This window comes from Thermus sp. (genome assembly GCF_056332225.1).
This window is the reverse complement of record NZ_JBWGQW010000021.1, coordinates 1-13,461: the sequence shown is the minus strand read 5'-3', so window position 1 is coordinate 13,461 and position 13,461 is coordinate 1. Positions and strand designations below refer to the sequence as shown.

Here is a 13,461-nt window from a genome sequence, read left to right as displayed (position 1 = left end):
GGTGCGCTCCTCCTGCGAGGGGGCAAGGGGCCCATCCCTCAGGCCACCCCCCCCACCTCTTCCCGGATGCGGATGGGCCCCTGCTTCTCCGGCCTCAGGCCCGTCTTGTCCTGGTAGAAGGCCCGGATGGCGGCGAAGTCCTTGCGGATGTCCCCGCTCGGGTAGAGGTAGCCCCCGATGCCCACCTCCTTTCGGGGGTAATCGGCGTAGCCCAAGGCGATGGGCACCCCCGCCTTCAGGGCCATGTAGTAGAACCCGGTGCGCCAGTAGGGGGCCTTGCCCCGGGTCCCCTCCGGGGTGATGAGGATGGCGATCTCCTCCTCCCGGCGGAAGATCTCCGCCACCTGGTCCACGAGGCCCTCCCGCCGGGAACGGTCCACGGGGATGCCCCCTAAAGCCCGCATGAGGTAGCCGAGGGGAGGCTTAAAGAGCTCCTTCTTACCCAGCCAGCGAGCCCGGATGCGGGCGCCCCAGAGGCCCAGAATCCCCACCACGAAATCCCAGTTGGAGGTGTGGGGGGCACCGATCAAGACGTACTTCCGGGAAGGTGGGGGCACGACCTTAAGCTCCCAGCCGAAAAGCCTCAGGAGAAAGCGGGCGAGCTTCTGCATGCCTCCTAGGATACCGCCTGTGGTACACTAAAGGGTACGCCGGGTGGGGCCTTCCCCACCCCTTTTCCTGGAGGGCGCATGCACAAGGTGGTCATCGTGGGAAGGCCCAACGTGGGCAAGTCTAGCCTTTTCAACCGCCTCCTCAAGAAAAGGAGCGCGGTGGTGGCGGACGTGCCCGGGGTCACCCGCGACCTCAAGGAGGGCGTGGTGGAAACCGACCGGGGCCGCTTCCTCCTGGTGGACACCGGGGGGCTTTGGTCCGGGGACAAGTGGGAGAAGAAGATCCAGGAGAAGGTGGACCAAGCCCTGGAAGACGCGGAGGTGGTGCTCTTCGCCGTGGACGGGAGGGCGGAGCTCACCCAGGCGGACTACGAGGTGGCCGAGTACCTGCGGAGGAAGGGGAAGCCCGTGATCCTGGTGGCCACCAAGGTGGACGACCCCAAGCACGAGCTCTACCTGGGGCCCCTCTACGCCCTGGGCTTCGGCGACCCCATCCCTACCTCCAGCGAGCACGCGAGAGGGCTGGAGGAGCTCATAGAGGCGATCTGGCAAAGGCTTCCCGTCCGACAAATAGAAAGCGAGCCCGAGGTGGTGGGCATCCGGCTCGCCATCGTGGGCCGGCCCAACGCCGGGAAGTCCAGCCTCCTGAACGCCATCCTGGGGGAGGAGCGGGTCATCGTCTCCGAGGAGGCCGGCACCACCCGGGACGCCATTGACGTGGAGTTCTTCTTCGGCGGCCAGCGCTTTGTCCTGGTGGACACCGCCGGGATCCGCAAGCGGCCCGAGACCCTGGTGGAGGAGCTCGCCATAAAGCGAAGCTTCCGGGCGATAGAGGAGGCGGACGTGGTCCTTTTGGTGGTGGACCCCTTCCAGGTGGGCGACCGAGAGCTAAAGCTGGCCAACCACGCCCTGGAGCAGGGCAAACCCGTCCTCCTGGTGGTGACCAAGTGGGACCTGGTGGCCAAGGAGGAGGCCCCCAAGGTGCGCCGGGAGCTCCGGGGGAGGCTTACCCACCTGGAGCACCTCCCCTGGGTGTACACCTCGGCCTTCACCAAGCAGAACCTGGACCGGATCTTCCGCGAGGCGGTGCGCCTCTACGAGCTCAACCACACCCGCGTCCCCACCTCGGAGCTCAACCGCTGGCTCGGGGTGTGGACGAGCCGCGTCCAGATGCCGAACTTCAAGGGCAAGCCCCTCAAGATCCTCTACGGCACGCAAGCCCAGGTGGCCCCGCCCACCTTCGTCTTCTTCGTGAACCACCCGGAGTTCGTCACCCGGGCCTTTGAGAACTACCTGAAAAACCGCATCGGGGAGGACCTGGGCCTAAAGGAGATCCCCTTCCGCCTGGTCTTCCGGGGCAGGCGGGAGGAGTAGCGCCATCCCCTCCACCGCCCCCGTCCGCAAGGAAAGGTGGGCCAAGGGGGTGAGGGGGGTGGGCTCGGGGTTCACCTCCACGAGGTAAGCCCCCGAGGCGAAGGCGATCCGGCCTAAGGAGGCCGCGGGCTCCACCTCGGCGCTGGTGCCCACCACCAGGGCGAAGTCGGCCTCGGCGAAGGCCCTTTCCGCCCTCTCCCAGGCCCCTTCCGGCAGGAGCTCCCCGAACCAGACCACGTCGGGCCGCGCCCGGTGGCCGCAGGTGGGGCAGAAGGGGGGCGGGCTGAAGGCCTCGGGCAGGGGAAAGCGCTTCCCGCAGGCCTCGCACCGGGCCCTGAGGAGGTTTCCGTGGAGCTCCACCAGGTTCTGGCTTCCCGCCAGGGCGTGGAGGCCATCCACGTTCTGGGTCACGAGGAGGAAGCTTCCCCCCCGCTCCAAAACCCGCCTTTCCAGCTCCACGAGGGCGTGGTGGGCCGGGTTGGGCCTGGCCTCCCGCACCTTCTGGATGCGCCAAGCGTACCAGGCCCAGACCTTCTCCGGGTCCCGGGCGTAGGCCTCGGGGGTGGCGTAGTCCAGGGGGTTGAAGTTTTTCCAAAGCCCCTCGGCGTCCCGGAAGGTGGGGATGCCGGAGGGCTTGGAGATGCCCGCCCCCGTGAGGACCGCCACCCGCCTCGCCTCCTCCAGGCGCTTCCGGGCTTCCTCGAGGCGCTCCATGGCCCCATCGTATCCTGAACCCATGAGGCTCTTCACCCCCGAGGCCATGCGGGAGGCGGACCGGAAGGCGGTGGAGCTGGGCTACCCGAGCCTCCTCCTCATGGAGTGGGCGGGGATGAAGGCGGCGAGGGTCTACCTGGAGCTTTTCGGAAAGGCCCCCGCCCTCGTCCTCGCGGGCAAGGGGAATAACGGCGGGGACGGCCTCGTCCTCGCCCGGCACCTCCACCTGGAGGGGGTTAGGGTGCGGGTCCACGCCGAAAGGGGCCAAACCGGGGACGCCCTCCTCGCCCTCCGGGCCCTCCTCGCCCACGGGGTGGAGGTGCGGCCCCTGGAGGAGGCCTCCTTCCGGGAGGGGGAGGTGGTGGTGGACGCCCTCTTCGGCACCGGGCTCAAGGGGCCCCTCACGGGCTTTCACGCCGAGCTCGTGGAGCGGGTGAACGGGGCGGGCCTTCCCGTCCTCGCCTTGGACCTGCCCTCGGGCCTACCCTATAGCCCCCACGTGCGGGCCACGGCCACGGTGGCCTTCGCCGCCCTCAAAATCCCCCATCTCCTAGCGCGGGAGGCTTGCGGGAAGCTTTACCTGGCGGAGATCGGCCTGCCCAAACCCCTCCTGGAGCGGGAGGACCTCCCCGAGGTGGCCACCCCCGAGGCCCTAAGGCCCCTCCTCCCCAAACGCCCCCTCGCCGCCCACAAGGGGAGCGTGGGCAGGGTGGGGGTCTTGGGGGGGTACCGGGGAGAGGGCCTCCGCTACGCCGGGGCGCCCCTCCTCGCCGCCCTCGGGGCCTACCGCATAGGGGCGGGGCTCGTGCACCTGGTGGCGCCGGAGGGCACCCCTCTAGAGCCCCTCGAGGCCGTCTTCCACCCCGTCCCCTCCCCCACCCTCCCCTCCCTCAAGGCGGAGGCCCTGGCCGTGGGGATGGGCGGGGGGCCGTGGGGCAGGGCGTGGGCGCTCGAGGCCCTGAAAGCCCATCTCCCCACGGTGCTGGACGCCGACGCCCTCCACCCCGAGGTGGCCGAGGCCTACCGGAAGGCGGGCATCCCCGCCGTCCTCACCCCCCACGCGGGGGAGGCGGGGAGGCTCCTTGGGGCTTCTCCCGAGGAGGTGGGGAAGGACCCCCTGGGGGCGGCCCGGGCCCTCGCCGAGCGGACGGGGCTCACCGTGGTCCTCAAGGGGAACCCCACGGTGGTGGCGGAAGGCGGGCGGCTTTCCCTGAACCCCACGGGGAACCCCGCCCTGGCCACGGGGGGGACGGGGGACGTGCTCTCGGGCGCCATCGCCGCCCTTTTGGCCGCGGGGCTTCCCCCCTTTGACGCGGCGCGGCTTGGGGTCTATCTCCACGGCCTGGCCGGGGACCTCTTGGCCGAGGAGAAGGGGGTGGGCCTCCTCGCCCGGGAGGTGGCGGAGGCCCTGCCCCGGGCGAGGCGGCTCCTCCAGGAAGGGAGGGTGCCCCCAGCCTTTTTCCTGCGCTAGTCCGTCCGCCTTAGCCTTGCGGCATCCTCGGCCAGCGTACCGGGCTAAAAGAAATAGGGCTTCTTCTTGTCAAGACCCCAAGGAAAGTCCTGGTATGCTGGGGCGGGACCTATGGAGCCCCTTCCCCGTCTCTACGTCCCCGCCACCCTGGCCAACCTGGGCTCGGGCTTTGACGCCTTGGGGGTGGCCCTGGACCTCTACCTCGAGGTGGAGGCCGCCCCCGCCCCGGAGGACACCTTTCTTTACGAAGGAGAGGGCCACGTGGAGGGGACGGACAACCTGATCCACGAGGGGTACCGGGCCGGGATGCGGGCCCTCGGGCTAAAGCCCCCACCCCTAAGGGTCCAGGCCTTCAACCCCATCCCCCTGGCCCGGGGGATGGGGAGCTCCTCCGCCGCCCTGGTGGCCGGGGTGGCCCTGGCGGACCGCCTTTCCGGGGGAAGGCTCGGGCGGGACGGGGTCTTCCGGGTAGCGGCCGAGATGGAGGGCCACCCGGACAACGTGGCCCCGGCGGTCTTTGGGGGCTTCGTGGCCGCCCTGAGCCATCCCCCCCTGGCCATCCCCCTGCCCAGGCCCGAAGGGGTGCGCTTCGTCCTGGCCGTGCCCCCTTACGAGGTCCCCACCCCCCTGGCCCGGGAGGCCCTGCCCCGGGAGGTGCCCCTGGAGGACGCCGTCTTCAACCTGGCCCGTAGCGCCCTCTGGCCCGCGGCGCTTTGCACGGGGAGGCTCGAGGCCCTAAGGGAGGCCTGCCGGGACCGCCTCCACCAGCCCCACCGGGCCCACCTCATGCCCGGGGTGCTGGAGGCCCTAGAGGGGGCCCTGGAGGCAGGCGCCCTGGCGGCCTTCGTGGGTGGGGCGGGGCCCACCCTGGCCGCCTTGGTGCGGGAGGGGGAAGAGGGGGCGGTGGTGAAAGCCCTTGCCCCGTACCGGGGAGAGGGGCGTACGCTGGTTTTGGGCATCGGGGAGGGATACCGGTGGAAGGAAACCTGAGCCTCATTCCCCTCGCAGAGGTCCTGGAGCTCGTCCACGGCCACCGCCGTTCCGGCACCCTGGAGGTGCAGGCTGGCCCCCTTCCCCTCACCCTCCGCTTCGTCCAAGGCGAGGTGGTGGAGGCGGCCATTCTGGACTGGGAGGGCCTCGAGGCCCTCTTCGCCTTCCCCCTGCACCCGGAGGAGGGCACCTTCCGCTTCCGCCCGGGCCCCCAAAGCGCCGAACACCCCCCCATGCCCTTCGCCGCCCTCCTCGGGGAGTGGGCCCGGGTGAACGACGAGTGGGACCGGTTCCGCACCCTCATTGACTCCCCGAGCCGGGTCCTCGAGGCCCTCCGCCCCCAGAGCCCCTACGAGGTCTTCCAGGGGGGGAAAAGCGTGCGGGCGGCGGCCAAGGCCTGGGGCGTTCCCCTCCTCATCGCCATGGAACGGGCCTACATGGGGGTGCGGGAAGGCGACCTCTACCCCCTTCGCCGCTACGCTTGGTACGCCCTGCGCATCCGCTACCAGGGAAAAAGAGGCAAGACCCTGGAGGAGTTCGGCCAGCTCCAGGGCCTCCTGGACGGCACCCGCAACCTCGGCGAGGTCATCGCCCAAGGGGTGCCCGTGGGCTTGGTGCGCCGTTACCTGGTCCAGGCCCTGGCCTCCGGGGAGATCGCCCCCCCAGGCCGGGGCTGGCTCCTCCGGGACCTCACCTGGGAGCTGGAAAAGGAAGGGGAAACCTAAACGCCTCGCCGCGGCGGGGCCCTCAAAATACGCCCGTGGGCTACAGAGGGCCGCCCTACTTCTTCTTGCGGGGGCGGTACTTCCCGTAGGTGCCCCGCCAGATCTTGCCCCTGCGGGTGCGGCGGTCGCCCTTACCCATGCCCCACCTCCTTAGGCGCTCGCCCCCTGGGCGGCGAGGAGCTGGTGCACCTTGCGCATCAGCCGGGACTTCCTGCGGGCGGCGGCGTTCTTGTGCAGGGTGGAGCCCTTGGCCGCCTTGTCCATGAGGCTCTCGGCCTTGCGCATGATCTTCAGGGCCTCCTCCGCCTTGCCCTCCTGGGCCAGCTGGACGGCCTTCTTGCTGAGGGTCTTGATGGCCGACTTCTTGGCCTTGTTGCGGAGCCGGCGCTTTAGGGACTGCCGGTGCCGCTTCAGGGCGGAAAGGTTCCTCTTGGGCTTCTTCTCAGGCATCGCTCTCCCCTTCGTGCCCCTAAGGGCAAGCCAGGGTTAAGTGTAGCACACCCTGCGCCTAAGGGGCAAACTTCGTGGCCACCCAGTCGTAGCGCACCTGGCCCTTAGCCCCCTCCAGGTGAAAGCGGAGGACGTACTCCCCGGCTTCCACGGGGAAGCGGAGCTCCTCCTGGAAGGTGCCGGAGAAGGCCTTTTCCCCCAGGGTGTCCCCTCCCTTGAGCAAGGCCACCCGAAGGCGGCCCTCCTGGAGCTCCCCCGCCACTTTCACCTTCACCGTGTCGTAGAGGCCCGTGACCCGGATGGGGTACTGGGCCTCGCCCGTGTACTTCCAGTAGAAGACGGGGAGGAAGGGCGGGTAGCCCACGGCGAGGCCGTAGCGGTCCGCGTACCAGTAAACGCCCAAGGCGGCCAGAGCCAAAAAGAGCAGGGTCCGCATTGGCCTAAGTATACTTGGGCACATGGCGGGCACCGGCCACACCCCGGAAGAGGCCCTCGCCCTCCTCAAGCGGGGGGCCGAGGAGATCATTCCCGAGGAAGAGCTCCTCGCCAAGCTCAAGGAGGGGCGGCCCCTCACGGTGAAGCTGGGGGCCGACCCCACGCGGCCCGACCTGCACCTGGGCCACGCGGTGGTCCTGAGGAAGATGCGCCAGTTCCAGGAACTCGGCCACAAGGTGGTCCTCATCATCGGCGACTTCACCGGGATGATCGGGGACCCCTCGGGCCGCTCCAAGACCCGGCCCCCCCTCACCCTCGAGGAGACCCGGGAGAACGCCAAAAGCTACGTGGAGCAGGCGGGGAAGATCCTGCGGCAAGAGCCCGAGCTTTTTGAGCTCCGCTACAACTCCGAGTGGCTGGAGGGCCTCACCTTCAAGGAGGTGGTGCGCCTCACCTCCCTCATGACCGTGGCCCAGATGCTGGAAAGGGAGGACTTCAAGAAGCGGTACGAGGCGGGCATCCCCATCTCCCTCCACGAGTTCCTCTACCCCTTCGCCCAGGCCTACGACTCCGTGGCCATAAGGGCCGACGTGGAGATGGGGGGCACGGACCAGCGCTTCAACCTCCTGGTGGGCCGGGAGGTGCAACGGGCCTACGGGCAAAGCCCCCAGGTCTGCTTCCTCATGCCCCTTTTGGTGGGCCTGGACGGGCGGGAGAAGATGTCCAAGAGCCTGGACAACTACATCGGCCTCACCGAGCCGCCCGAGAGCATGTTCAAGAAGCTCATGCGGGTGCCGGATTCCCTCCTCCCGAGCTACCTCCGCCTCCTCACCGACCTGGAGGAGGAGGAGATAGAAGCCCTTCTGAAGGCGGGCCCCGTCCCCGCCCACCGGGTCCTCGCCCGCCTCCTCACCGCGGCCTACGCCCGGCCAAAGATCCCCGCCCGCATAGACCGGGCCTTCTACGAGGGCCTGGGCTACGCCTGGGAGGCCCTCGGCCGGGACAAGGAGGCGGGCCCCGAGGAGGTGAGGAAGGCGGAGGCCCGCTACGACGAGGTGGCCAAAGGGGGAATCCCCGAGGAGATCCCCGAGGTCACCATCCCTGCTTCGGAGCTGAAGGAAGGCCGGATCTGGGTGGCGAGGCTCTTCACCCTGGCGGGCCTCACCCCCTCCAACGCCGAGGCCAGGAGGCTCATAAAGAACCGGGGCCTGAGGCTGGACGGGGAGGTCCTCACCGACCCGGGCCTCGAGGTGGACCTCTCCAGCCCCCGCATCCTCCAGCGGGGACGGGACCGCTTCGTGCGGGTGCGGCTCCAAGACTGAGCGCCCACGCGCTTAGCCCCCTTCCATGGGCCTTAGGGGCACCTCGTGCCCGGTGGCGTAGAGGGTCTCCCCCTCGGCCTGGAGGCGGAGCCTGGGGAGGGGAAACCGGGGAGGGCCGTAGATGGCCTTCCCCCCAAGGAGGGGGTCAAAGGCCCCGAAGTGGCAGGGGCAGCCCAAAAAGGGCCTTTCATATCGGAAGTTGTAGAGGAGGGAGGCCGCCTCGGGGTCAGGGACGAAGTTCACCGTGCACCCCTGGTGGGTGCAGATGCGGCTTAAGGCCAGGTAGTGCTCCTCCCCCAGGGAAAGCCCCCCGGGGGCGGGCTCGGGCAGGCGGAGGAGGAAGGCCTTGAGCTCCCCGAGGGGAAGGGGATAGAGAAAGGGCTTGGCCTGCCAGACGCGAAGCTCCCCGAGCCGGGCCACAGGCACCTTAGGCCCCTCCTTCCAGGTGGGCTCTCCCGCCTCGGGCCGGGGGCGGAAGCGGAGGTTGTAGGTGCGCACCCCGAACCAGGCGAAAAACCCCCCGGCCACCGCCACGGGAAGGTAGAAGAATAGGTCGCGCCGCCTCATGGCTACAGGCTACCGAGGTAGTCTAAAAGCACCCTGAGCTCCTCCTCGGAAAGGGGAATGGCGGGCATGGCCCCCCGGCCCTTTAAGACGATCTCCCGCACCGCCTCCGGGGCCTTGAGGATGGGGTTCCCCTTAAGCCTCGGGCCCACGCCCCCTTCCCCCCCTAGGCCGTGGCAGGCGGCGCAGCGGGCCTGGTAGACGCTCCGCCCGTCCTTTCCCCCTTGGGCCTGGGCCATGGCGATGAGGCCCTCCACCCGCTCCCGGGCCTCGCCCCCGGCCTCCAGGTACTTCTCCCAGGCGGCGATGGCCTCCTGCATCTTCCCTTCCTGGAAGTAGAGATTGCCCAGGAAAAGCCACCCTTCGGCGGCCTTGGGGTCGGCGTGCTGGGCGAGCTCCAGGAAAAGCCTCGCCTCCTCCAGCCTCCCCCCCATGAAGAGGAGGATCCCCACCCGGCGCACCGCCTCCACGTTCTTGGGGTCCTTCTTCAGGACCTCGAGGTAGGCCTCCGCCGCCTGGTCAAAGGCCTGAAGCTCAAAGGCCTTCCGCCCCCAGGCCAAAAGGTCCTCCACCGCCCCCGTGCGCTTCGCCTTATCGGCCAAGGCCTTGAGCTCCCGGGCCTCCTGGCGCTGGGTCACGGTGGTCTCCCCGGGGAGGCGGGGAAGGGTGTAGCGCCAAAGGCCCACCCCCAAAAGGACCGCCGCCCCCAGGACCAGGGCCACGGGCCAGGGGCGGAAGGCCCGGGGAGCGGGAGGGCGGTAGCCCTCCAAGAGCCTCTCCACCTCCACCAGGCGGGCGAGGGCCCGCTTCTTTTCCTCTCCCTCCAGGGCCTCCACCTCCTCCTTGAGGACCTCCAGCTCCCGGAGGAGCTCCTCCCGCCTTGGGGGCTCGGGGAAAGGCTCCTTGGGGCCGAGGAGGGGCCTTAGGGCGAGGAGGAGGCCGAGGAGGAAGAGGGCGAGGAAGAGCAGGGTGGCGGTCATCTCGGCGGCTCCTTAAGGCGGCGCTCCGCCTCCTCGAGGAGTTCCTTGGGAAGCGGCTTGGGCCGGAAGTAGGCGAAGAGGCCCAGGCCGAGGAGGATAAACCCAAGGACGGGCAGGACCCAGACCCAAAGGGTCACCCCCCGCCTCGGGGGCGCGTAGAGGATCCAGTCCCCGTAGCGCTCCACGAAAAAGGCCTTGATCTCCTCCTCGGTCTTCCCCTCCTTCAGCATCTCGGCGATGATCCGGCGCATCTCCACCGCCACCCCCGAGTTGGACTCCGCGGCCGACTCCCCCTGGCAGACGGGGCAGCGGAGCTCCCGGGCGATGCGGAAGACCTCCGGGGAGAGGTCGGGGGGCGGCGCTTCCTGGGCCAGGGCGGGAAGAAGAAAGGCCACGAGCAGAACAACCCACCTCATCGCAAGGCCTCCTCTAGGTAACGGGCCAAGGTGGCCTCGTCAATGGCCCCGGCGTGCCGGGCCAGGACCCGGCCCTTCCGGTCTATGAAGAAGGTTTCGGGCACCCCGTACATCCCGTAGTCCACCCCCACCCGGCCTCGAGGGTCGTACACCTGGGGGAAGGTGAGGCCGAACTGGGCGATAAACCGCAGGGCCTCGGGCTCCTTGTCCTGGGTGTTCACCCCCACGAAAAGCACCTCTTCCTTGTGGCGCCGCCAGGAGGCCTCGAGGACCGGCGCCTCCTCGTAGCAGGCGGGGTAGCACCAGCTCGCCCAGAAGTTGAGGACGATGGGCCTCTTCCCCAGGTGGTCGGCGAGGCGAAACACCTCCCCCCACTCCGCCCGGTAGGGGGGAAGGAGGGGCAGGGCGAAGTCGGGGGCGGGCCTCCGCTCCTTGGCCAGGACGGAGGGCAGCTCCTTGGGGTTCCGCTGCATCCCCCAGAAAAAGAGCCCCCCCAGGGCCAAGACCACGAGGAGCCAGAGCCACCCCCTCACGCCGGGCTCACCCCCTTAAGCTCCTCGCCCCTCGCCGCGGGCCAGAGGACGTAAAGGGTGCCCAGGGCCATAAGCCCCCCCGCCACCCACATCCAGAAGACGAGGGGCGTGACGATGAGGCGGACGGAGGCCCACTCCCCCTTCTCCCGGTCAAAGTCCATGAGGAGGAAGTAGTAGTCGTTCCCCGGGGTGTAGATGACCTTGGGCGCGGGAAGAGGGCTATTCATCTGGGGGTAGAAGTGGAGCCTGGGCCTCACCTCGCCGAAGCGGTCGGTCTTGAGGAGGGCCTCCACGGCGAAGCGCCGCCCCTCGTCCAGGGCCCTAACCCCCTGGAAGGTCATGCTTAGGCCCGCCACCTCCCAGACCTGCCCCCGGTAGAGGGTCTTCTCGCTCTCCAAGCGGTAGGTCTGGCTGAAGGCGATGCCAAGCCCCATGAGGGCCACGGCGAAGTGGACCACGAGGCTCCCCACCCGCCTCCGGTTCGCCAAAAACCCCCACGGGGAAAGCCCCGCCCGCGCCCGGGCCAAGACCCCTTCCCGCGCCAGGAGGTAAATGGCGGCGGCGTTGTAGAGGAAAAGCCCCACCGCCAAGGAGGCCCCCAGGGTGTACCCCCGGAGGAGGCCGAAGAAGGTGCCCAGGACGAGGACGGCGAGGAGGAGGTAGAGGTTGCGGAGGGCCTCCCCCCGGGTTCTCCGCCAGGGGAGGAGGGGCCCCACCCCCATGAGGAGGAGGATCCCCGCCCCCAAAGGGGCCGAGACCTGGTTGAAGAAGGGGGCCCCCACGCTCACCTTGGCCCCGGTGAAGGCCTCCACAAGGAGGGGGTAGAAGGTGCCGAGGACCACCACCAGGGCCCAGCCCGCGAAGAAGAAGGCCCCGAGGAGAAGCGCCCCCTCCCGGGAGAAGGGGTGGAAGAGGGCGGTGTCCCGCACCTCCCGGGAGACCCGGGATAGGAGGCCGAGGCCGAGGCCCGTGGCCAGGAGGAAGAAGCCGAGGAAGGCGGGCCCCACGGGCCCCTCGGCGAAGGCGTGCACCGACTGGATGACCCCGCTACGGGTGAGGAAGGTGCCGAGCACCGTGGCGGCGAAGGCCAGGGTCACGAAGGCGAAGTTCCAGGCCTTGAAGGCCCCCCGGGTTTGCTGGACGAAGGCGGTGTGGAGGAAGGCGGTGGCGAGGAGCCAGGGGACGAAGCTGGCGTTTTCCACCGGGTCCCAGGCCCAGTACCCGCCCCAGCCCAGGACCTCGTAGCTCCACCACATCCCCGCCACCTTCCCCGCGGTGAGGAAGCCCCAGGCGACGAGGGTCCACCATCGGGTTTCCTCCACCCAGGTCTGGTAGCGCCGGGTGGCCATGGCCGCCACCGCGTAGGCGTAGGGCACGCTGAGGCCCACGAAGCCCAGGTACATGAGCACGGGGTGGACGGCCATCATCCAGTGGTTCTGGAGTAGGGGGTTCGGCCCCACGCCTTCCCCCGGCGGATTGGGAAGGGTGGCGAAGGGGCTCGCGATGGTGGCCATGACCCCGAAGAAGAAGACCTGGACCCCGTAGAGCACGGCGAGGACCAGGGAGGCCCGCCAGGGGTCCAGGGGCTTCTTGCTGGCGAGCAGGGTGTAGAGGGTCTGGAGGAGGCCCCAGAGGAGGATGCTGCCCTCGAGGGCCGCCCAGGGGGTCACCAGGGTCACCCAGAGGGGGTCCTTGGTGGAGTGGTTCCGGGCTACGTAGGCCAGGCTGAAGTCGTGGGCGAGGAGGGCCCACTCCAGGGCGAGGAAGGCGGCGAGGGCCGCGAGGAAGGCGGGGAAGACCAGGGCCCTCGCCCCCCTAAGGAAGCGCCCGTCCCCCTGGAGGTAAGCGAGGAGGGCGAGGGCGAGGCCGAGGAGGCTAAAGGCCAGGGCCAGGCTCACCGAGAGGTTGCCGAGAAGGGCCGGGGTCATTTGGCCTCCTCAATGAGCTTGCGCACCTCTTCCGGGGTCCAGCCCGCCTTGGGGGGCTGGTAGGTCTCCGAGTGCTTCACCAAAAGGTTGGTGCCCTGGAAGACCCCGCCCGCAAACCGCCCCTCCACCACCACCCCCTGGCCCTCCTTGAACATGCCGGGGGGCGTGCCCCTATGGAGGACGGGCACCTCCGCCACCCCGTCCGTGAGGACGAAGCGGAGCTCCAGCCTGTCCCTGTCGTACTGGACGGTCCCGGGCTTCACGAGCCCCCCTAGGCGCACGGGGCGGTTCTGGTACTTGGCCTGGTCCTGCAGGTACTCCGAGGGGGTGAGGAAGTAGACCAGGTTCCGCCCAAGCCCCCCGAAGACCATGTAGCCCAGGGCGCCCAGGATGACCAGGAGGCCCACCACGTACTTGACCTTCACCGCACCCTCCTGTAGCGCCAAAAGAGATAGGCGAGGTAGCCGAAGACCGTGAGGTAGGTGAGGGCGTAGACCCAGGTGACGAAGACCTCCATCACGCCTCCTCCCTCCCCTCCTCCCGGGCCTCGAGGAAGCCCCGGAAGCGCACGAAGCCCAGGTACAGAAGGGTAAAGACCAGGAGGTTGAAGAGGAGGACCTGGAGCATCTCCGGGGCCATGTGGACCTTGCCCGTGGTGAGGTCAATGGACTGGGTCTGGTGCAGGCTCCGCCACCACTTCACCGACATGTAGCTGATGGGCACGTTGAGGAAGCCCAAAACGCCCACGGCGGCCGCCGCCTTCTGGCGAAGCTCGGGGTCCTCTATGGCCCCCCGCAGGAGGAAGTAGCCCACGTAGACGGCGAAAAGGATGGCCGTGGTGGTGAGCCTGGGCTCCCAGGTCCAGTAGACCCCCCAGGTGGGCCTCGCCCAGAGCATCCCCGTCACCAGGGCGAGGCCCATGAAGACCAGGCCGATCTCGGCGCTGGC

At 69.2% G+C, this 13,461-nt stretch carries 17 protein-coding genes; 5 read left to right on the top strand and 12 right to left on the bottom strand.

Features of this window, described 5'->3' with window-relative positions:
- Positions 1–38: 38 nt before the first annotated feature.
- Positions 39–611: a lysophospholipid acyltransferase family protein gene (locus AC01Y6_RS05800; RefSeq protein ID WP_428716434.1), complete on the bottom strand. Its 573-nt coding sequence runs from the start codon at positions 609–611 to the stop codon at positions 39–41.
- 78 nt (positions 612–689) lie between these two features.
- Here AC01Y6_RS05800 and der point away from each other — a divergent pair, with 78 nt between their 5' ends.
- The gene (der, locus tag AC01Y6_RS05795) at positions 690–1,985 is read left to right on the top strand and encodes a ribosome biogenesis GTPase Der (RefSeq protein WP_428720313.1); all 1,296 of its coding nucleotides are present in this window, start codon (positions 690–692) and stop codon (positions 1,983–1,985) included.
- Here the strand turns inward: der and AC01Y6_RS05790 are convergent.
- Positions 1,935–2,699: an SIR2 family NAD-dependent protein deacylase gene (locus AC01Y6_RS05790; RefSeq protein ID WP_428721605.1), complete on the bottom strand. Its 765-nt coding sequence runs from the start codon at positions 2,697–2,699 to the stop codon at positions 1,935–1,937. The genes der and AC01Y6_RS05790 overlap by 51 nt on opposite strands.
- A gap of 22 nt (positions 2,700–2,721) precedes the next feature.
- Between AC01Y6_RS05790 and AC01Y6_RS05785 the strand changes: the two genes are divergently transcribed.
- The 3 genes from AC01Y6_RS05785 to AC01Y6_RS05775 all read left to right on the top strand — a co-directional run bounded on the left by AC01Y6_RS05785 (position 2,722) and on the right by AC01Y6_RS05775 (position 5,885).
- Positions 2,722–4,170, top strand: coding sequence for an NAD(P)H-hydrate dehydratase (locus tag AC01Y6_RS05785; protein ID WP_476670676.1), 1,449 nt, complete (start codon positions 2,722–2,724; stop codon positions 4,168–4,170).
- Positions 4,171–4,281: 111 nt separating this feature from the next.
- Positions 4,282–5,160 (top strand): homoserine kinase, encoded by an 879-nt coding sequence (gene thrB / locus AC01Y6_RS05780; protein ID WP_476670673.1) that lies wholly within the window; start codon positions 4,282–4,284, stop codon positions 5,158–5,160.
- Positions 5,145–5,885 carry a DUF4388 domain-containing protein gene (locus AC01Y6_RS05775; RefSeq protein ID WP_428721584.1) on the top strand — a complete coding sequence of 247 codons (741 nt, stop codon included), beginning with the start codon at positions 5,145–5,147 and terminating at the stop codon, positions 5,883–5,885. The genes thrB and AC01Y6_RS05775 overlap by 16 nt, the downstream gene beginning before the upstream one ends.
- Before the next feature lie 55 nt (positions 5,886–5,940).
- On the opposite strand, the gene AC01Y6_RS05770 is transcribed toward AC01Y6_RS05775, so the two are convergent.
- The 3 genes from AC01Y6_RS05770 to AC01Y6_RS05760 are packed head-to-tail and all read right to left on the bottom strand — an operon-like array spanning position 5,941 to position 6,771.
- Positions 5,941–6,024 (bottom strand): 30S ribosomal protein THX, encoded by an 84-nt coding sequence (locus AC01Y6_RS05770; protein ID WP_008632889.1) that lies wholly within the window; start codon positions 6,022–6,024, stop codon positions 5,941–5,943.
- A gap of 11 nt (positions 6,025–6,035) precedes the next feature.
- Positions 6,036–6,335 carry a 30S ribosomal protein S20 gene (gene rpsT / locus AC01Y6_RS05765; RefSeq protein ID WP_428720355.1) on the bottom strand — a complete coding sequence of 100 codons (300 nt, stop codon included), beginning with the start codon at positions 6,333–6,335 and terminating at the stop codon, positions 6,036–6,038.
- 58 nt (positions 6,336–6,393) lie between these two features.
- Positions 6,394–6,771 (bottom strand): hypothetical protein, encoded by a 378-nt coding sequence (locus tag AC01Y6_RS05760; protein WP_428716813.1) that lies wholly within the window; start codon positions 6,769–6,771, stop codon positions 6,394–6,396.
- Between the two features lie 22 nt (positions 6,772–6,793).
- Between AC01Y6_RS05760 and tyrS the strand changes: the two genes are divergently transcribed.
- Positions 6,794–8,092 carry a tyrosine--tRNA ligase gene (gene tyrS, locus AC01Y6_RS05755; RefSeq protein ID WP_476670671.1) on the top strand — a complete coding sequence of 433 codons (1,299 nt, stop codon included), beginning with the start codon at positions 6,794–6,796 and terminating at the stop codon, positions 8,090–8,092.
- A 12-nt stretch (positions 8,093–8,104) separates the two neighbouring features.
- On the opposite strand, the gene AC01Y6_RS05750 is transcribed toward tyrS, so the two are convergent.
- The 7 genes from AC01Y6_RS05750 to ccsA all read right to left on the bottom strand — a co-directional run.
- Positions 8,105–8,659 carry a QcrA and Rieske domain-containing protein gene (locus tag AC01Y6_RS05750; RefSeq protein ID WP_428721582.1) on the bottom strand — a complete coding sequence of 185 codons (555 nt, stop codon included), beginning with the start codon at positions 8,657–8,659 and terminating at the stop codon, positions 8,105–8,107.
- Between the two features lie 2 nt (positions 8,660–8,661).
- The gene (locus AC01Y6_RS05745; protein WP_476670669.1) at positions 8,662–9,636 is read right to left on the bottom strand and encodes a c-type cytochrome; all 975 of its coding nucleotides are present in this window, start codon (positions 9,634–9,636) and stop codon (positions 8,662–8,664) included.
- Positions 9,633–10,052, bottom strand: coding sequence for a cytochrome c-type biogenesis protein (locus tag AC01Y6_RS05740; RefSeq protein ID WP_476670667.1), 420 nt, complete (start codon positions 10,050–10,052; stop codon positions 9,633–9,635). The genes AC01Y6_RS05745 and AC01Y6_RS05740 overlap by 4 nt, the downstream gene beginning before the upstream one ends.
- Entirely contained in the window at positions 10,049–10,585 is a 537-nt protein-coding gene (locus AC01Y6_RS05735; RefSeq protein ID WP_428720350.1) for a TlpA family protein disulfide reductase, read from the bottom strand. The genes AC01Y6_RS05740 and AC01Y6_RS05735 overlap by 4 nt, the downstream gene beginning before the upstream one ends.
- Positions 10,582–12,513, bottom strand: a complete 1,932-nt coding sequence (locus tag AC01Y6_RS05730) for a heme lyase CcmF/NrfE family subunit (RefSeq protein ID WP_428720349.1) — start codon at positions 12,511–12,513, stop codon at positions 10,582–10,584. The genes AC01Y6_RS05735 and AC01Y6_RS05730 overlap by 4 nt, the downstream gene beginning before the upstream one ends.
- A complete protein-coding gene (gene ccmE / locus AC01Y6_RS05725; protein ID WP_428716823.1) occupies positions 12,510–12,938 on the bottom strand; it encodes a cytochrome c maturation protein CcmE in 429 nt (142 codons plus the stop codon). Before ccmE ends, AC01Y6_RS05730 begins: the two co-directional genes overlap by 4 nt.
- A 91-nt stretch (positions 12,939–13,029) precedes the next feature.
- A partial coding sequence (gene ccsA / locus AC01Y6_RS05720) for a cytochrome c biogenesis protein CcsA (protein WP_476670665.1) occupies positions 13,030–13,461 on the bottom strand: 432 nt, incomplete at its 5' end.